The sequence below is a fragment of the Arthrobacter sp. StoSoilA2 genome, assembly GCF_019977195.1.
Classification (GTDB): domain Bacteria; phylum Actinomycetota; class Actinomycetes; order Actinomycetales; family Micrococcaceae; genus Arthrobacter.
The window spans coordinates 1,485,993-1,501,606 of record NZ_AP024643.1 but is presented as its reverse complement, the minus strand read 5'-3'; the positions used below and the strand labels follow the sequence as shown (position 1 = coordinate 1,501,606).

The following is a 15,614-nucleotide window of genomic DNA, read 5'->3' as shown; positions in this document are numbered from 1 at the left end:
ACATGGGATGGCCCGGGCGAATGCCCGGGCCATCCTGTTTTCTCCGACACGCAGGAAGTCTGCACCTTTGGCGATGGTAGCCAACGCCACGAAGCCCCCTGCGGCCACCGATCCTACTGGTCATCAACCGCATCAGAAGGCGTGAAACCGCTCCCCGGCCCTGCCAGCAAGGTGCCCGGCCCTGCTGGGCGCAGTTCTGCGGCGACAACACCGATGCGATTCAAGAGGGCAGAGGCCTCAAATTCATCGCGCCCCTTAATCAGGACCTCTACCCCGCCCCGGACTTCCCGGATTTCATCTGTCCGCCGAAGCACGCTGCGGAGGTCTGCGCCGGCGGGAAGCTCGAAGCGTGCGAGCGTTGACATGTCCGAGCTAAAGACGCCTGGTTCGGTGCTCGTCCGGCGTTCCGCCTCCTCCAGCAGCACAGCGGCCAGCAGTTCGGAGCTGCGGTCCCAGGTGAAGCAGCGCGCCCAATCCTGGCACTGCGCAGAAACCTCAAGGGCGGTATCGGGATCGAGCAAGGCTTCAAGGGCCGTCACCAGGGCAGTGCCAAATTCCTGCGGGGTTTCCGCGAGCCAGCCCGTCCTTCCGTCCACTACCGAATCCCTGATACCGGGAACGCGCAGTGCAACACAGGGAACGCCCCAGGCCGCAGCTTCAATCACCGAGCAGCCCCACCCTTCAGAGGCCGACGTCGACACAGTGAGCCAAGCACGGTTAAGCAGACTGTCGCGGAATGCGTTGGGCTGATATCCGTGAAACGTCACCACATGGTCCAGGCCGAGATCCATGGCCAACTGCTGCAAGCGGGGCCTCTCCGGACCGTCGCCCACAATTTCCAGGCGCAGCTTGGGAACGCTCCGTGCAGCAGCGGCGAACTGGCCCAGCAGCACATCCAGCCGCTTGTGCGGCACGAGGCGGCTGACCACGGCGATGGTGGGGTCCGCATCCCTGGGTCCAATGGTCGCCGGAACGTCGATGGTTCCGTTGGGCACCACGTGAATGGGTCCCGTAAATCCGAGTTTTCGCAGTTCCAGCCGCGTGGACGGCGATACGGCAACAATGGCCCGCTGGCCATACACTGCCTTGGCACCGCTGTTTTCCAGGAACCGCCCCAAGGCCGCAAGTGGCGGGGAGAACCTGGTGCTGAATTGCTCCTGGTGTACATGGTGTACCAGTTGGACTATCGGGGTCTTAGCGGACACAAACAAGGGTGTAAAGAAGGGGATTCCGTTCTGGCAATCCACAATCGCGTCGAAGTTCTGGCCTGTTTTCACGAGCCTGCCGGCTGCTTGCGCATAGATAGCCAAAGGCCCTCCCGCCCGGAGGATCCGAATGCCGTCGATGACATCCTCGGCCGCCTGGCCAGGCTCCCGGCCTGTAAACCACGTGACCTTGGCTCGGCTTTCAACCCATCTCCGGGAAATCTGGTGCATATATTGCTCGGCCCCGCCCGCTTGCGAATGCCTGACGTCCCGCCAGTTCAGGACAAGCACATGTTTCCCAGCGAGATCGGTGATGGCGGTTTCGGCTGCCAGTACCTCGGTCATGGCATGGTCTTCTGTAGCTGGAGAACTGACGCAAAACTCGCTATGCCGTCGTGCATGGGCCGGAAAGTGGACTCAGCCCCGTCCGTCCATGCCACGGGCAACTCGATGATCCTGGCGTTTTGGTGTTGAAGTCGAAGAAGCAGTTCGACGTCGAAGGCAAATCCGGAGGCCCGGCACTGGACCATGGCAGCAGTGAGCGCGTCCCGTTCGAAGAACTTGAAACCGCACTGGGTATCGAAAATGCCCTTGACTTTTGTTCGGGTGAGCGCGGAACGCTTTCCCTCCCATCCGTCTCCCAAGCTGTTGTGGCCGTACCAGTGTGGATCCAGGCGCGTGCCTGGAAGCAATCACAGCGGCCGCACCTTCCTGGAGATACGACATTGCCGATGTCAGCGTTTCCAACGGAGTAGCCATGTCAGCATCAAAGAATCCCGTGAACCGCGACGTGCCGCTGAGGAGACCCCGACGGACGGCGGCACCCTTGCCACGACGCGAACAGCCAATGACCGAAATCGGCACGGCGGTTCCTCCATCAGGGAAGAGACGACGAATTACGGCTCCCGTTTCATCCACGCTGGCGTTGTCCACTACGACGATCCGCGAGGACCACGGCTGGGCGGACAGGAAGTCGGTGGTCTGGATCAGTGTGCGGGGAATCCTCGCGGCCTCGTTATACGCCGGAATGATGACTTCAAGATCAACGTGCGAGCGCCGCAACGATGCTGCGCGCCCCTGTGTGGGCAGACTTTGCCTACTGCCGGTGTGGATGCCGTGTGAACGGACCAAATCCATCAAAACCCTCCATTTTTTCCAAACTGGGTACAAGTGCCCGTCTGGAAGTGGAGGGAGGCCGCAAGTCGTGACGCTGGTTTGATGGAAGCTTCAATCGACGTGCATGCGGACCGTGCGCCGACCGAGTCAGGGCAGCTGCAGCATCCCGCCCAGCGCCGAGAAAATACCCGGCCAGTGTTGCCCCGCCAGAGCCCAGGCAGCCACGCCCATGCCCACCATGGCGTATCCGCTGACAGGAATCAGAACCAGCCACTCGCGCCGTGATCCGGCCCTGCCCAGCAGCGGAATCGAAAAGGCCCCGTTGGCCCGCCAGATGCCGCTGATCAGTGATTTCCGCAGGAATTTAGGTGGCTTGATGACGATAGGCCACAGCAACGGCACACCGCCCACCGTAATCATGTCTCCCACGATGTGGACCACGACTCCCGTCAGCATTGACAGCGGCAGCCATCCCCACTGATCCGGCGCAAACCAGGTCACCAGGCCAGCCATCACCACGGCGAACACCCAGTTGGTGATCCACCCCGATTTGGGAAACAGGTTCAAAGCCTTGGCGGCAAGGTTGATCATGAACATGCACAGCAAACCCGCGCCGACGGAGAGCTTCCCCACCGGTGTGACCATCTGGAATTGAGCTGCCATGGCCGCCAGCACAACGAAGGCCGAGGCTCCCAAGAGTGAGTGCGTCCCTTGCCGGTGGCCGCCACTGGCTTTCTCGATTCCCACCGCAATCACATTGGACAGCGGCGGCAGCGAATTCGCTATGGTGCTGTGCCGGTGGTCCCAGTCGCACACCAACGCGGTGCCCGCCGTCGCCATGGCTCCGATGAGGATGCCGGTGGAGTCCAGCGGGTACCACCCCAAGGCGTAGGGTCCGGTCGAGGCAATAGCAATCCACGCCGCGGCTCCTGACGCGGCGTGGTGTCCTCCCATCATTCGTTTAGCCTGCCTTTACGGGTACATCTGAGAAGATCGCTTCGATCACGTTGTTGGCCCACTGGAGGATCTCGGCGTCCTGGAGATCACGGCCGCCGATCCTGGCTGTCTTGGGCTTGGGGATCAGAACCGCATCCAAGGCAGGCTTGACCTGGGAACCCGGGTACATGCGGTTCAGCCGCATGGTTTTGGACTCAGGCAGTTGCGCCGGCGAGAAGCGGATGAAGTTGCCTTGGAGCGCGACGTCGGACAGCCCGGCTTCGCGGGCCCCCACCCTGAAGCGGGCCACGGCGATGAGGTTCTGCGCCGGCAAGGGCGGCTCACCGTAGCGGTCCACGAGTTCAGCGAGGACCTCGTCGATAGCTTCATTGGTCACCGCCGCGGCCAGTTTCCTGTAGGCCTCCAGGCGCAGCCTCTCACCGGGCACGTAATCATGCGGCAGGTGGGCGTTGACGGGCAGTTCGATCTTCATCTCGGCGGCCTTCTCCTCGGCCTCACCGCGGTACTCGGCAACAGCTTCACCGACGAGCCGGATGTAGAGGTCGAAGCCCACGCCCTGGATGTGGCCGGACTGCTCCCCGCCCAGCAGGTTGCCTGCACCACGGATTTCGAGGTCCTTCATTGCCAGCTGCATGCCGGCGCCGAGTTCGTTGTGCGCGGCCACAGCCTTGAGCCTTTCCAGCGCCACCTCGCCCAACGGCTTTTCAGAGGGGTAGAGGAAGTACGCGTAGGCGCGTTCACGGCCACGGCCAACACGGCCACGGAGCTGGTGCAGCTGCGAAAGTCCGTACTTGTCGGCACCATCCACAATCAGGGTGTTGGCGTTGGAGATGTCCAGCCCGGTCTCAATGATGGTTGTACAGACCAAAACATCGAACCGTTTCTCCCAGAAGTCCACAATGATCTTCTCGAGGCGGCTCTCGGACATCTGGCCGTGCGCTACTTCCACCCTGGCCTCGGGGACCAGCTCGCGGATCTGCGCTGCGATACGTTCAATCGAGGACACACGGTTATGCACGAAGAACACCTGCCCTTCACGCATGAGCTCACGGCGGATGGCCGCTGACGTCTGCTTGTTCGTGAAGGGACCCACATAGGTGAGTACAGGGTGGCGTTCCTCCGGCGGAGTTGCCAGGGTGGACGTCTCCCGGATGCCCGTCAAGGACATCTCCAAGGTACGCGGAATCGGCGTGGCACTCATGGCCAGGACGTCCACGTTGGTGCGCATCTTCTTCAGCGCTTCCTTGTGTTCCACACCAAAGCGCTGCTCTTCATCCACGATCACCAAACCCAGGTCCTTGAACTCAAAGTCCTTGGACAGCAGCCGGTGTGTACCGATCACGACATCCACCGCACCGCTCTTGACTCCCTCGGCGGTTTCCTTAGCTTCCTTGCCGCTCTGGAACCGGGAAAGAGGCTTTACGCGCAGCGGGAATCCCGAGAAACGCTCAGTGAAGGTCTCGTAGTGCTGCTGGGCCAACAGCGTGGTGGGCACCAGGACCGCCACCTGCTTGCCGTCCTGAACAGCTTTGAAGGCCGCCCGGACTGCGATCTCGGTTTTGCCGTAGCCAACGTCGCCGGAAACCAAGCGGTCCATGGGGATCTCCCGCTCCATGTCCGCTTTGACCTCGTTGATGGTGGTCAGCTGGTCCGGGGTTTCCACATAGGGGAAGGCTTCCTCGAGCTCCCGCTGCCACGGAGTATCCGGGGCGAAGGCATGTCCGCGGGATGCCATCCGGGCCGAGTAGAGCCGGATGAGTTCTCCGGCGATCTCCTTGACGGCTTTGCGTGCCTTGGACTTGGTACTCGCCCAGTCGGCGCCGCCCATCTTGCTGAGCGCCGGGGTATCCCCGCCGACGTACCGCGTGACCTGGTCCAGCTGGTCCGTAGGGACAAACAAACGGTCCCCCGGAGCGCCACGCTTGGAGGCTGCATATTCCAACACCAGATACTCACGCAGCCCGGCATCGGACGACGACGTACCCGTCACCTTGCGCTGGATGAGCTCCACGAACCGGCCGATTCCATGCTGCTCATGGACCACGAAGTCGCCTGCGTGCAACTGCAACGGGTCCACGGCATTCCGTCGCTTGGACGGCATGCGCCGCATGTCCTTGGTGGAACTGGCGGTGGCGCGCCCCAGCAGGTCCGCTTCAGTCAAAAGACCCAGTTTGAGGCCGTCAAGGACAAAACCACGTCCGACGGCGGCAGTGGTCACCTCGATGATGCCCGGCTGGGGATCCTTAACCAGCGAGTCCACGCGTGCACACGGAATGTCGGCGTCATGGAAAAGCTCAACCAGGCGCTGGGCAGGTCCTGGCCCGTCAGTAACAACCACCAGGCGCCACTGCTCCCGGACACGGGAGCCAATGAAGTCCAGCATTTCCGCCACCTCGCCCTGGTACCCGCGGGGTTCCCGGGCGTGGAGGTTGAGGACGTCGATGTCCAGCACCAGGTCCTCGTCAGTTGCGAGCGAGGTGATGGACCACCATGACACCCCGTGTTCCAAGGCGGCAGACCGGGTGTCAGTCAGCGAACGGAAGCTCGCGGCGTGCAAGTCAGTGGAGGCCTGGGAGGACAGATCCAGTGGCGCGGAACCGCCGTCGGACGCCGTTGACCAAGCAGCTTCCAGGAACTCTTCGTTGGTAGCAGCGAGGTCGTGCGCACGGGTGCGCACTTTTTCCGGCTCGATGACCACGCTCAGGGAACCGGCCGGAAGCTGGTCCACGAACGGGACCATGGCATCCACCAGCACCGGGGCCAGGGATTCCATGCCCTCAACGGCGATCCCACCCGCGATTTTCTCCAGCATGTCAGCCGCCGCCGGCATATCTGCTTTGAGCTTGGCAGCACGGGACATGACGGAGGGCGTGATCAGGATTTCGCGGCACGGCGGCGCATGCAGTTCCGTCGGGTGGTGTATCCCGGGTGCAGACAGAGAGCGCTGATCGGCCACGGCAAACCAGCGCATCTGGTCAACTTCATCGCCGAAGAACTCCACACGGATGGGGTGGTCCTCGGTGGGCGGGAAAACGTCCAGGATACCGCCGCGAACCGCGAATTCGCCTCGGTGGGTCACCATGTCAACGCGGGCATAGGCAGCGTCGGAGAGGGCGCGGACAACATCGGTGAACGAACGTTCCTGCCCTACCTGCAGCGTGACGGGGACGAGGTCACCCAAACCGGCCACGATCGGCTGGACCACGGCGCGAACCGGGGCAACCACCACACGCAGGGGTGCCGCCGTCGAGGTTTCAGGGTGGGTCAGGCGGCGCAGGACCGAGAGCCTGCGGCCCACGGTGTCCGAGCGCGGCGAAAGCCGCTCATGCGGGAGGGTTTCCCAACTCGGGAAGGTGGCCACAGACTCCGCGGGCAAGTACGAGGCGAGCGCCGCCGTCAGGTCTTCTGCCTCACGCCCGGTGGCGGTGACCGCCAGCACAACAGGCGTGCTCCCGGTTTCAGTTTCCAGGGCAGCAAGGCCATCGGCCATTTCCGCAAGCAGCACTGCCCGCATCCCGTTAGGGGCGCTGATCTGGTAGTCCGTGCTCCGGGCCGAAAAGGGCCGCTGAGCTTCCGTTCGGACGCGCGCAAAAGTCTTGTCCTCCGCCAGTGCGCGGCGCAGACCGTTGAGGCTCATGGCTGAAACTCCTAGGGTGGGTCCAAGGGCAGGCAACACAAATGCCCGGAAATTCAAATGAATGCCGGGTCATTCCAGCCTACCCCTCCCTCCAGCCCAGGAGTTCCTTTGCAGCCATCACCAAACAAGCCATCCAAGACAGTCCTCGTTACGGGCGCCACCGGTTACATTGGAGGCCGCCTGGTCCCCCGGCTTCTCGAGGCTGGCCACCGCGTGAAGGTGGTGGTCCGCTCCCCGCAGAAAATCGCCGATGTTCCATGGCACGACGACGTCGAAATCATCACGGATTCCCTGTCCGACGCCGGAAGCCTGGAGAACGCACTCCAGGGCGTGGATGTGCTCTATTACCTGGTTCACTCCATGGCTTCGGGCAGTGGATTCGAGGCGACGGAAGATGCCATGGCACGCCTCGTGGCGGACGCAGCGACCCGGGCACACGTCACAAGGATCGTCTACCTCGGCGGCCTGCACCCGGAGAACGCAGAGCTCTCCACGCACATGCGTTCCCGCGAGACGGTGGGACGCGTCTTCCTTGATTCCCAGGTGGATTCCATCGTGTTCCAGGCCGGAGTCGTTATCGGTTCGGGTTCGGCGTCGTTCGAAATGATCCGCCACTTGGCCGATACCCTGCCCGTCATGCCGGCGCCCAGCTGGGTCAATAACCGCATCGAAGCCATCGCAGTGCGGGATGTGCTCCACTACCTTGTGGCTGCTGCAACGCTCCCGGACGGCCTGAACCGGACGTTCGATATCGGCTCCCGGGACGTCCTGAAGTACAAGGACATGATGAACGAGTACGCCCTGGAGCGGGGCCTGCCCCGCCGTCTGGTGATCGCCCTTCCGGTTCCGGCGCCCAAACTCGCCGGGCTTTGGGTTGCACTGGTCACGCCCATTCCGCTGTCCATGTCCTTGCCGCTGGTGCAGTCACTCCAGCACGATGCCGTATCGCGGGAGCACGACGTCGATCATTACATTCCCCAGCCCGACGGCGGCCTGACGCCGTACCGCCGTGCCGTCGGCTTGGCTTTGGGCAAGGAACGGGACGGGCAGGTGGAGACCACCTGGGCAAATGCCGGAATCGACGCCGACCCTCTTCCCAGCGATCCCGACTGGGCCGGTTACAAGGTCTTCCTGGACGAGCGGACCTTCCACAGCGACGCGAAGCCTGAGCATGTGTGGACCATCATTGAGGGCATCGGTGGCAAGAACGGCTGGTACTCACTTCCGCTGGCATGGCGGGTGCGTGGATGGCTGGACAAGCTCACCGGTGGGGCGGGCCTGTTGAGGGGCCGCAGGCATCCGAAAAAGCTGGGCAGCGGCGAGGTGGTGGACTGGTGGCGGGTCGAAGCCATAGACCGCGGACATTTGCTGCGTCTCCGGGCCGAGATGCGGGCACCCGGGCGTGCATGGCTTGAGTTGGCAGTGGAGCCCGACGGCGGCGGGAGCCTTTACAAGCAACGCGCCATCTTCTTCCCACGCGGTTTGGCGGGCAGACTTTATTGGCTGGGCGTGTACCCGTTCCACGGGATCATCTTCCCGTCCATGGCACGGAACATTTCCGCGGCAGCAACCAGAGTTCAGGAGCAGGAACAGGAGCAGAGTTCCGGCGTGGCCACGGACACCCCGTAGGATGTTGGGAGCTAAAAAGCTTCACCACCAACATATCCACGGAGGACCAATGGCCCTGAGTGCATCCACCACCCTGCCCCACAGCGTTGACCGCGTTGCGGCCGTATTTGTCGACGAAGACTTCCTGCGCCACACGAGTGAACTGGTGGGCGGCTCCTTGGAATCGTTCACGATCGACGGCGACCCCGCCGGCGCTTTCAGCACCACCACGGTTCGTACGCTCCCCACTACCCGCCTGCCGGATATCGCCCGCAAGTTCGTCGGCGAGAGCCTGACTGTCACGCAGACCGAACAGTGGGAGGCACCGGCAGCCGACGGCTCCCGCGCCAGCAAGATCGCCCTTAAGGTCTCCGGCGCTCCGCTCGACGTCACGGCAGTCCAGCGCCTCGTGGCTGAAGGCGGGAACACCCGGATCGAGCTTGAGGGCAACGTTTCCTCGTCGGTTCCGTTCCTCGGCGGCAAGATCGCCGATGCTGCTGAGCCGATGGTTGGCAAGGCCCTGAACATCCAGTCGCAGCAGGCGCAGGCCTGGCTCGAAAGCCACTAGCATGCAGCTCCCCGCCATTCTGGGCTGGGTCCTGATCGTTGCCGGCGTGTGGTCCCTGGTTGTATGGCCGCAGTTCCTGAAGCGCGTCATGAAGGATCCCCGGGCCCGCGACGCCGCCGGCAAGGCCACCAGGTTCCTCACTGTCCACGTCGTCCTGGTCTCCATTTCCATGGTGCTGGGACTCGCGACGGCGGCCATAGGGGTTGCAGGGCTCGTTTCCTAGCGCTCGTCCCACCCAACTAGGTCGCAGTAGCGCGCGTTTTGAGCCCTCATAACGCGCTCTGCTGCTACCCAGTTGGGTAGACTGGGCTTTGGTGTGCCGGGAAGTCTGGTCGGCGGTGTCTTTGCGATGCCCGCCTTTCGACCACTCGACCCACAGGAGCTTCCGTGGCCAAACAACCCCTGACCACCACCGTTTTCAGCCGCTCCAGCTACCCCGAGTACCGCCGGATCCTCTCGATCCTCCGAACAGAGACCGTGGGCGGCGCCCTCCTTCTGACCGCCACTGTGATTGCGCTGATTTGGGCCAACTCCCCCGCCGCTGAGGGTTACTTCGCATTACGCGATCTCAAAATAGGCTATGAACCCTGGCACCTGCAGCTGAGCCTGGGGCATTGGGCCTCCGATGGCCTGCTGGCTGTGTTCTTCTTCCTCGCGGGCCTTGAACTCAAACGGGAGTTCGTCGCCGGGGAACTCCGCAAACCTGCCCGCGCTGTTGTACCCGTTGCCGCGGCCGTCGGTGGAGTGGTCATCCCCGCCCTGATCTACGTCCTCTTCAACCTCGGCTCCGCCTCGGAGACACTCAAGGGCTGGGCCATCCCCACGGCTACGGACATCGCCTTTGCCCTGGCCGTCCTTGCCGTGATCAACACGCACCTTCCCGCAGCCCTGCGGACCTTCCTGCTGACCCTCGCAGTAGTTGACGACCTCATCGCCATCGGCATCATCGCGTTCTTCTACTCCACGGGGATTCAGCCCCTCATGCTCCTGGCCGCGCTGGTACCGCTGGCGCTCTTCACCTTCCTGGTCCAGAAACGGATCCGCAGTTGGTACTTCCTGCTCCCCCTTGCCCTGGCCACGTGGGGTCTCGTCCATGCGTCCGGTATCCACGCCACAGTGGCCGGGGTCCTCTTGGGCTTTGCGGTTCCGGTCTTCAACAGCGGAAGAAAGGGCGAGCCGGCCGAAGGGCTCGCCGAGCACTTCGAACACCGGCTACGCCCCTTCTCCGCCGGGTTCGCAGTACCCGTCTTCGCCTTTTTCTCCGCAGGCGTGGCATTGGGCGGGTTGGATGGCATGCGGGCGGCGCTCAGTGATCCGGTGGCCGTGGGAATCGTTGCGGCGTTGGTGCTGGGCAAGGCCATTGGCGTCTTCGGCACCACGTTCCTGGTGACCAAAACCACCCGAGCGAGCCTGGATTCCAGCATTGCCTGGATCGACCTCTTTGGGCTGGCTTTGCTGGCCGGGATCGGATTCACCGTCTCACTGTTGATCGGCGAGCTAAGTTTCGGCACCGGATCCGCACACAACGACCACGCCAAGGTGGCCATCCTGGCCGGTTCCCTGATCGCGGCGCTGCTGGCCGCCGTCGTACTTAGGGCCAGGAACCGGCACTACCGCCTGGTTCAGGTGGAAGAACAACGGGACGACGACGGCGACGGCGTGCCTGACGTCTTCAGCCGCACCTAGCGGCACACTGCTCTGCGGGCTGTTAGGCCGTCGCCTGGTTCAGCGCGTCCTCTGCGGCAACCCACGAAATCATGGCGCATTTGACCCGGGCGGCGTAGCGGGCCACGCCTTCGAATGCGGCGGCGTCCCCCAGAATCTCCGGATCCGCCTGCACCTTTCCACGCGAGCGAAGGACTTCACGGAAGTTATCGATCACGGCGTGCAGTTCCTCTACGGACATTCCCTCGCCAAGGTCGGTCAACACTGAGGCCGACGCCATGGAGATGGAACAGCCCGCACCATCCCAGCTGATCTGCTTGACAGTTCCATCGGCAACAGCCAGACGGAGCGTTACCTCGTCCCCACAGACCGGGTTGAGCTGGTGGGATTGGCCGGTTGACGTGCCCGTTGGAGCTTCTGTGTCCGCGAGCCCGCTTCCGTGCCGCTGCTTGGAGTGGTCCAGGATGATCTGCTGGTACAGCTGGTCAAGACTCATGGTGCTGGTTACCCGTTCGTGGAAGTGTGTGGGGAGCGCCCGAAGGCAGACGCCCTGGGTCAGGCCTGGAAATAGGCCCGGACGCCAGACACGGCGTCAAGGAAGGCATCGACGTCGTCTGTGGTGTTGTAAAGGTACGTACTGGCCCGGGTAGTAGCGGTCAGCCCCAAGCGGCGGTGCAGCGGCTGGGCGCAATGGTGACCGACGCGGACGGCGATGCCGCGATCGTCAAGGAACTGGCCGACGTCGTGGGCATGGACACCGGCGACGTCGAAAGCAGCCAGCCCGATGCGTTCCGCGCCGGAAGCAGGACCCACCACGCGGATGCCGTCGATGCCCTCAAGTCCCTTGACCAGGCGCTGACCCAGCGTAGCCTCCCAGGCATGGATGCGGTCGATCCCGGTTTCGGACAAGTAGTTCACGGCAGTGGCAAGGGCAACCGCCTGGGAGATGCGTTGTGTCCCGGCCTCGAAGCGCTGCGGAGCAGGCAGGTATTCGGCGCGCTCCATAGTTACCGTGGTGATCATGGACCCACCGGTGAGGAACGGCGGGAGGACGTCCAGGAGTTCCTGCTTGCCGTACAGGACACCGACGCCCGTGGGAGCCAGCATCTTGTGGCCCGAGAACACCGCGAAGTCGACATCCAGGTCCTTGACGTCAATGGGCATGTGAGGCACCGACTGGCAAGCATCAAGAACCACCAATGCACCCACGCGTCGGGCGAGAGCCACCAGTTCGGCAACCGGGTTGATGGTTCCCAGGACGTTGGACGCGTGCGTGAAAGCCAGCAGTCGGGTCCGCTCCCGCACAATTTCTGCCGCGGCATCGAGCCGGAGCGCGCCGTCGTCCGTGATGGGAATGTACTTCAGTGTGGCGCCGGTGCGGAAAGCGAGCTCCTGCCAGGGGATCAGGTTGGCGTGGTGCTCCATTTCCGTGACCACGATCTCGTCCCCGGGACCGATGGCCAGCTCCTTCAACGCCGAACTGCCGCGGCCCTGAGCAGCCCACAAGGCGGCGTTGGACAAGGCATAGCTGATGAGGTTCAGGCCCTCCGTAGCGTTGGACGTCCACACGGTTTCCTCGTACTGGGCACCAACAAAATCCGCGACAGTTTGGCGGGCGTCCTCAAAGACCTCAGTCGCGCTCACCGCAAGTTGGTGTGCGCCACGGTGAACCGCGGCATTGCGCTGCTCGTAGAACTCCTGCTCGGCCTCTATGACGCTCAAAGGGTTCTGCGAGGTGGCCCCGGAATCGAGATAGATCAACGGTTTGCCGTTGACCAGTTGGTCCAGGACGGGGAAGTCGTTCCGGATCCGCAGCACCTCCGCATTGTCCATGGCAGGAACCACGGACTGCTGCAGTGAGGCGGGAGTTGATACGACTGTCAAGGGGCGCTCCTTGGAAATCCTTCAGGGACACTCAATTATCCCACGGCGCGACGTCCCCGGAGATGTGCCCTACAGCACGTCGGCGTCCTGCAGTATCTCAGTGCCCCGCTGTACTTCAATGTCCCGCTGTACCAGGCAGCCATCCCAGCGGCGGAGCAACATCGCTGTCGAAAGCCCCATGCAGCCGCTCCATCAAGGTCCAGGCGCGGCGGCTCGCCGCGCTGCGGGTCCTCGCTTCGTAGCCACTGGCCGCCCGGGCGTAACACAGGGCCGCTTGCGCGAACTGCCGGTCCCCGGAAAGGCTCTTGCCGGCAGATTCAAGCACCTTGGGGTCATTACCCAACAAAGCCGTTGCGAAAGTTCCCGTCGCCGCAGCGCCGGCGCCCCGCAACGAGGCGGCAAGCTCGCTAAGGCGGCGCTGCACCACAAGGTCCTCGACGGCGGACCCGCTTGCGTTGAGCATCATGAGGGTCAACGCCTCGGCTTCCATCAAATGACTTTGCTGGTCATGGAAGGCCTCGGCTGCCGCAAACAAGTGGCCGGGCTTGCGCGAAACCTTGTCCTGGGCTGCCGCCACGAACAGGGAGCTGAACTGGGACAACAGGCCATTTTCAGTTCGGCCGGCCCCTTCCTTCACTGCCATCAAGCTCTTCCGCACCCTTGCCATTGCCAGCTCCGAATCACCGCACAGCGCCGCGGAGTACGCCAGCATCGCCGTTGCCAGCTGCAGAACCGGCGGCAGGCCGGCGTCGTGCAGTTCAGCCACAACGGGTTCCAGCGTTCGCAATGCGGCCCGGGGCAGGCCTTGGCTGAGCTGCGCATAACCCCGCGCTACATCCAGGCACCATGCCAGGTGCGCTGGCACTGCATAGGTCCACGGGCAATCCAGGACGGAGTCCAGCCTGCTCCATGACAGGTTGTGCCGCAGATGGAAAACGTGGCGAAGGAGCACCCCTGGCCGGAACATCTCCAGCGCAGGGTCGGCATCAGTGGCAGCCAAGGCAGCGGAAGACTTTTCCAACGCCTGGGGAGCGTCCCCGGACAGCAGGAGCTGTTCGGCCATGTGGACATTCCACATGACCCGGGCGGCTGGATCCGACGGTTCCTGCGGCTCCTGGGCCCCGCCGTCGGGCGGCATGGGAGAGGCCGCCCCCAAAAGACCCAATGCCATCAACCGGCGTGCAGCCTCCGCCTGCACCTCCGCCTGCGATCCACCCACCAACTGGCGCAACTCCGGTGCTGCTTCCTTGAGCTGGCCTTCGGCAATGAGCGCCCTGGCCCGGATCATCCTGGCGTCATCCCGGTGGCCTGGACCGTTAATACCCATGGAAGCCCTGATGGCCAGCTCAGCGGTGGAGGGTTTGTCAGCGGCAGGCGCTGCAGCCAGGATGAGTTCATCGGAGAGGCTCAGCCCGCAATCGAGGGTCCACGTCATCCAGCGCAGCATGGCGGGCGCAGAATCCGCTGTGAGTCCCGGCTCCTCGATGCCAAGCCGGAGCGCCGTGCTGCGCGAGCGGGGAACGGACAGCCGGATGCCCTCGCCCCGCAGCCATGAACTCGTACGGACAAGCGGAGGCCTTCCTGGGAGGACCCTGATGTGGTGGGCGTCAAGAAGGTGTTCCACGGCCTTCTGGCCGAAGCTGTGTTCAACAACATCCAGGGCCAGAGGCTCGGCGAGCGCAATGACCTCCAACGCCTTCAGTTCTTCCGCAGCATGGTGGGAGATATCGGCCCGGACGTGCTCAACCACCCCGGGCCATTGACAATGAGCCCGTACGTCGAGGGTCCAGTATCCGTCGCGCTGAACCAGGAGATGGGCGTTGCGTGCATCCTGGATCGCCAGGCAAAGGAGTCCCACGTTAAATCCGCACATCGCCGCCAGAAGACTGCTGGCGCGCCTTTGAACCTTTCCGCCCAGCACGTCCTCGCAGAGAGCCTGTGCCTCAGTGAACGTAAAGGGAGCCAGGACATACTGCTCCAGGAAGCCCTCCTCCCACAACTGGTACAGATCCGGCGGTAGCGGGCGGCGGCTGTCGGCCGTAGCTACCAAGGTGGCTCCGAATCCCGGCATCAGCTGCAGCAAAACCGCCAGTGACGCAGGATCGACGAAGTGGATGTCGTCCACGAGGAGGACCAGTGGAGGCCGTTTGGGCCCGGGGTGGCGCTTGCTTCGACGCCGGGCAACCGGGGGCGTGTACAGGTATTCTGCTGGACCGAGGCTTTGGGTGAGCGCCCGCAGGACATGAAGTCCCGGGAGGGCCGTTTGTTCGCCTGGGGGCTCCACTGCGGCGCTCAACGCACCATAGACGGTTGTCTGGAGTTCCGGTTTGCCGGCGAAAGTGCGGACATCCATGGTGTCCGGTAGTCCTGCTTTGATGGAGAGCAACAAATGGCTCTTTCCAGATCCGCTGTCGCCGATCACAACAATGCCGTTGGTGGAAGGAGAGGGTACTGCCGCGAGGATCAGATCCAGGATCTGCTTCCGGTCCGGGAATGTTGACGGCCTCAGCCTGACTGTGACAGCGTCTTCGTCCAGCCAGGGGTCCGGCAACATGCACACTCCAATAGCAGCAGTCCCTTGGTCCGGGAGAATTTAGGCTTCCGCGATTTTGCGGGATCCCTGGCCTAGAAGCCGGCGACGGCTGGGGGGAGAGTCTCGGTCTCAGAAGACTCTGTCGCCGCCGGCTTCGTCCAGGGCCGGACCGCCTTTCGGTGGCCGGAGCATCGGCTCAAAGAGACCACCGATGCGGTATTTCGATGTGGAATTCGGGGATGCTTGGGGCTTTCCTTCCTTCCAAGATCAGTTAACCGCGTGCCGGAAATCAGAACACCAGTAATCGGTACTCGATTAGTAGGGCGGTTTCCGGGCCCCGATACTCTGTTGTACTCAGTCCCCTGGAGGGGCACTACTTGGTCCAGGCAGGGAAAGGGCGCGGGTTAGTCCATTGATTGGTGGTAATTGGTGCAATACCGC

The 15,614-nt window shown here is 63.3% G+C and carries 11 protein-coding genes; 4 read left to right on the top strand and 7 right to left on the bottom strand.

Translation table 11 applies throughout. The features are described from left to right. Window positions 1-113: 113 nt before the first annotated feature. The 4 genes from LDN82_RS06960 to mfd all read right to left on the bottom strand — a co-directional run bounded on the left by LDN82_RS06960 (window position 114) and on the right by mfd (window position 6,915). Window positions 114-1,550 carry a glycosyltransferase family 4 protein gene (locus tag LDN82_RS06960; RefSeq protein ID WP_224166863.1) on the bottom strand — a complete coding sequence of 479 codons (1,437 nt, stop codon included), beginning with the start codon at window positions 1,548-1,550 and terminating at the stop codon, window positions 114-116. A gap of 72 nt (window positions 1,551-1,622) precedes the next feature. Next, window positions 1,623-2,342 carry a glycosyltransferase gene (locus LDN82_RS06955; RefSeq protein WP_224166862.1) on the bottom strand — a complete coding sequence of 240 codons (720 nt, stop codon included), beginning with the start codon at window positions 2,340-2,342 and terminating at the stop codon, window positions 1,623-1,625. Window positions 2,343-2,468: 126 nt separating this feature from the next. Then, window positions 2,469-3,278, bottom strand: a complete 810-nt coding sequence (locus LDN82_RS06950; protein ID WP_224166861.1) for a metal-dependent hydrolase — start codon at window positions 3,276-3,278, stop codon at window positions 2,469-2,471. A gap of 4 nt (window positions 3,279-3,282) precedes the next feature. Next, entirely contained in the window at window positions 3,283-6,915 is a 3,633-nt protein-coding gene (gene mfd / locus LDN82_RS06945) for a transcription-repair coupling factor (RefSeq protein WP_224166860.1), read from the bottom strand. 57 nt (window positions 6,916-6,972) lie between these two features. Here mfd and LDN82_RS06940 point away from each other — a divergent pair, with 57 nt between their 5' ends. From LDN82_RS06940 to nhaA, 4 genes are all read left to right on the top strand, one after another. Next, window positions 6,973-8,544 carry an SDR family oxidoreductase gene (locus LDN82_RS06940; RefSeq protein WP_224166859.1) on the top strand — a complete coding sequence of 524 codons (1,572 nt, stop codon included), beginning with the start codon at window positions 6,973-6,975 and terminating at the stop codon, window positions 8,542-8,544. Window positions 8,545-8,593: 49 nt separating this feature from the next. Next, window positions 8,594-9,091 carry a DUF2505 domain-containing protein gene (locus LDN82_RS06935; protein ID WP_224091751.1) on the top strand — a complete coding sequence of 166 codons (498 nt, stop codon included), beginning with the start codon at window positions 8,594-8,596 and terminating at the stop codon, window positions 9,089-9,091. 1 nt (window position 9,092) lies between these two features. Beyond that, a complete protein-coding gene (locus tag LDN82_RS06930) occupies window positions 9,093-9,314 on the top strand; it encodes a hypothetical protein (protein WP_224166858.1) in 222 nt (73 codons plus the stop codon). Window positions 9,315-9,478: 164 nt separating this feature from the next. Next, window positions 9,479-10,777 carry a Na+/H+ antiporter NhaA gene (gene nhaA, locus LDN82_RS06925; protein WP_224166857.1) on the top strand — a complete coding sequence of 433 codons (1,299 nt, stop codon included), beginning with the start codon at window positions 9,479-9,481 and terminating at the stop codon, window positions 10,775-10,777. Window positions 10,778-10,799: 22 nt separating this feature from the next. On the opposite strand, the gene sufU is transcribed toward nhaA, so the two are convergent. The 3 genes from sufU to LDN82_RS06910 all read right to left on the bottom strand — a co-directional run bounded on the left by sufU (window position 10,800) and on the right by LDN82_RS06910 (window position 15,194). Continuing rightward, a complete protein-coding gene (gene sufU, locus LDN82_RS06920) occupies window positions 10,800-11,252 on the bottom strand; it encodes a Fe-S cluster assembly sulfur transfer protein SufU (protein WP_223936373.1) in 453 nt (150 codons plus the stop codon). A gap of 59 nt (window positions 11,253-11,311) precedes the next feature. Next, window positions 11,312-12,640, bottom strand: a complete 1,329-nt coding sequence (locus LDN82_RS06915; RefSeq protein ID WP_224166856.1) for a cysteine desulfurase — start codon at window positions 12,638-12,640, stop codon at window positions 11,312-11,314. A gap of 115 nt (window positions 12,641-12,755) precedes the next feature. Beyond that, window positions 12,756-15,194, bottom strand: a complete 2,439-nt coding sequence (locus LDN82_RS06910; RefSeq protein ID WP_224166855.1) for an ATP-binding protein — start codon at window positions 15,192-15,194, stop codon at window positions 12,756-12,758. Window positions 15,195-15,614 lie beyond the last annotated feature (420 nt).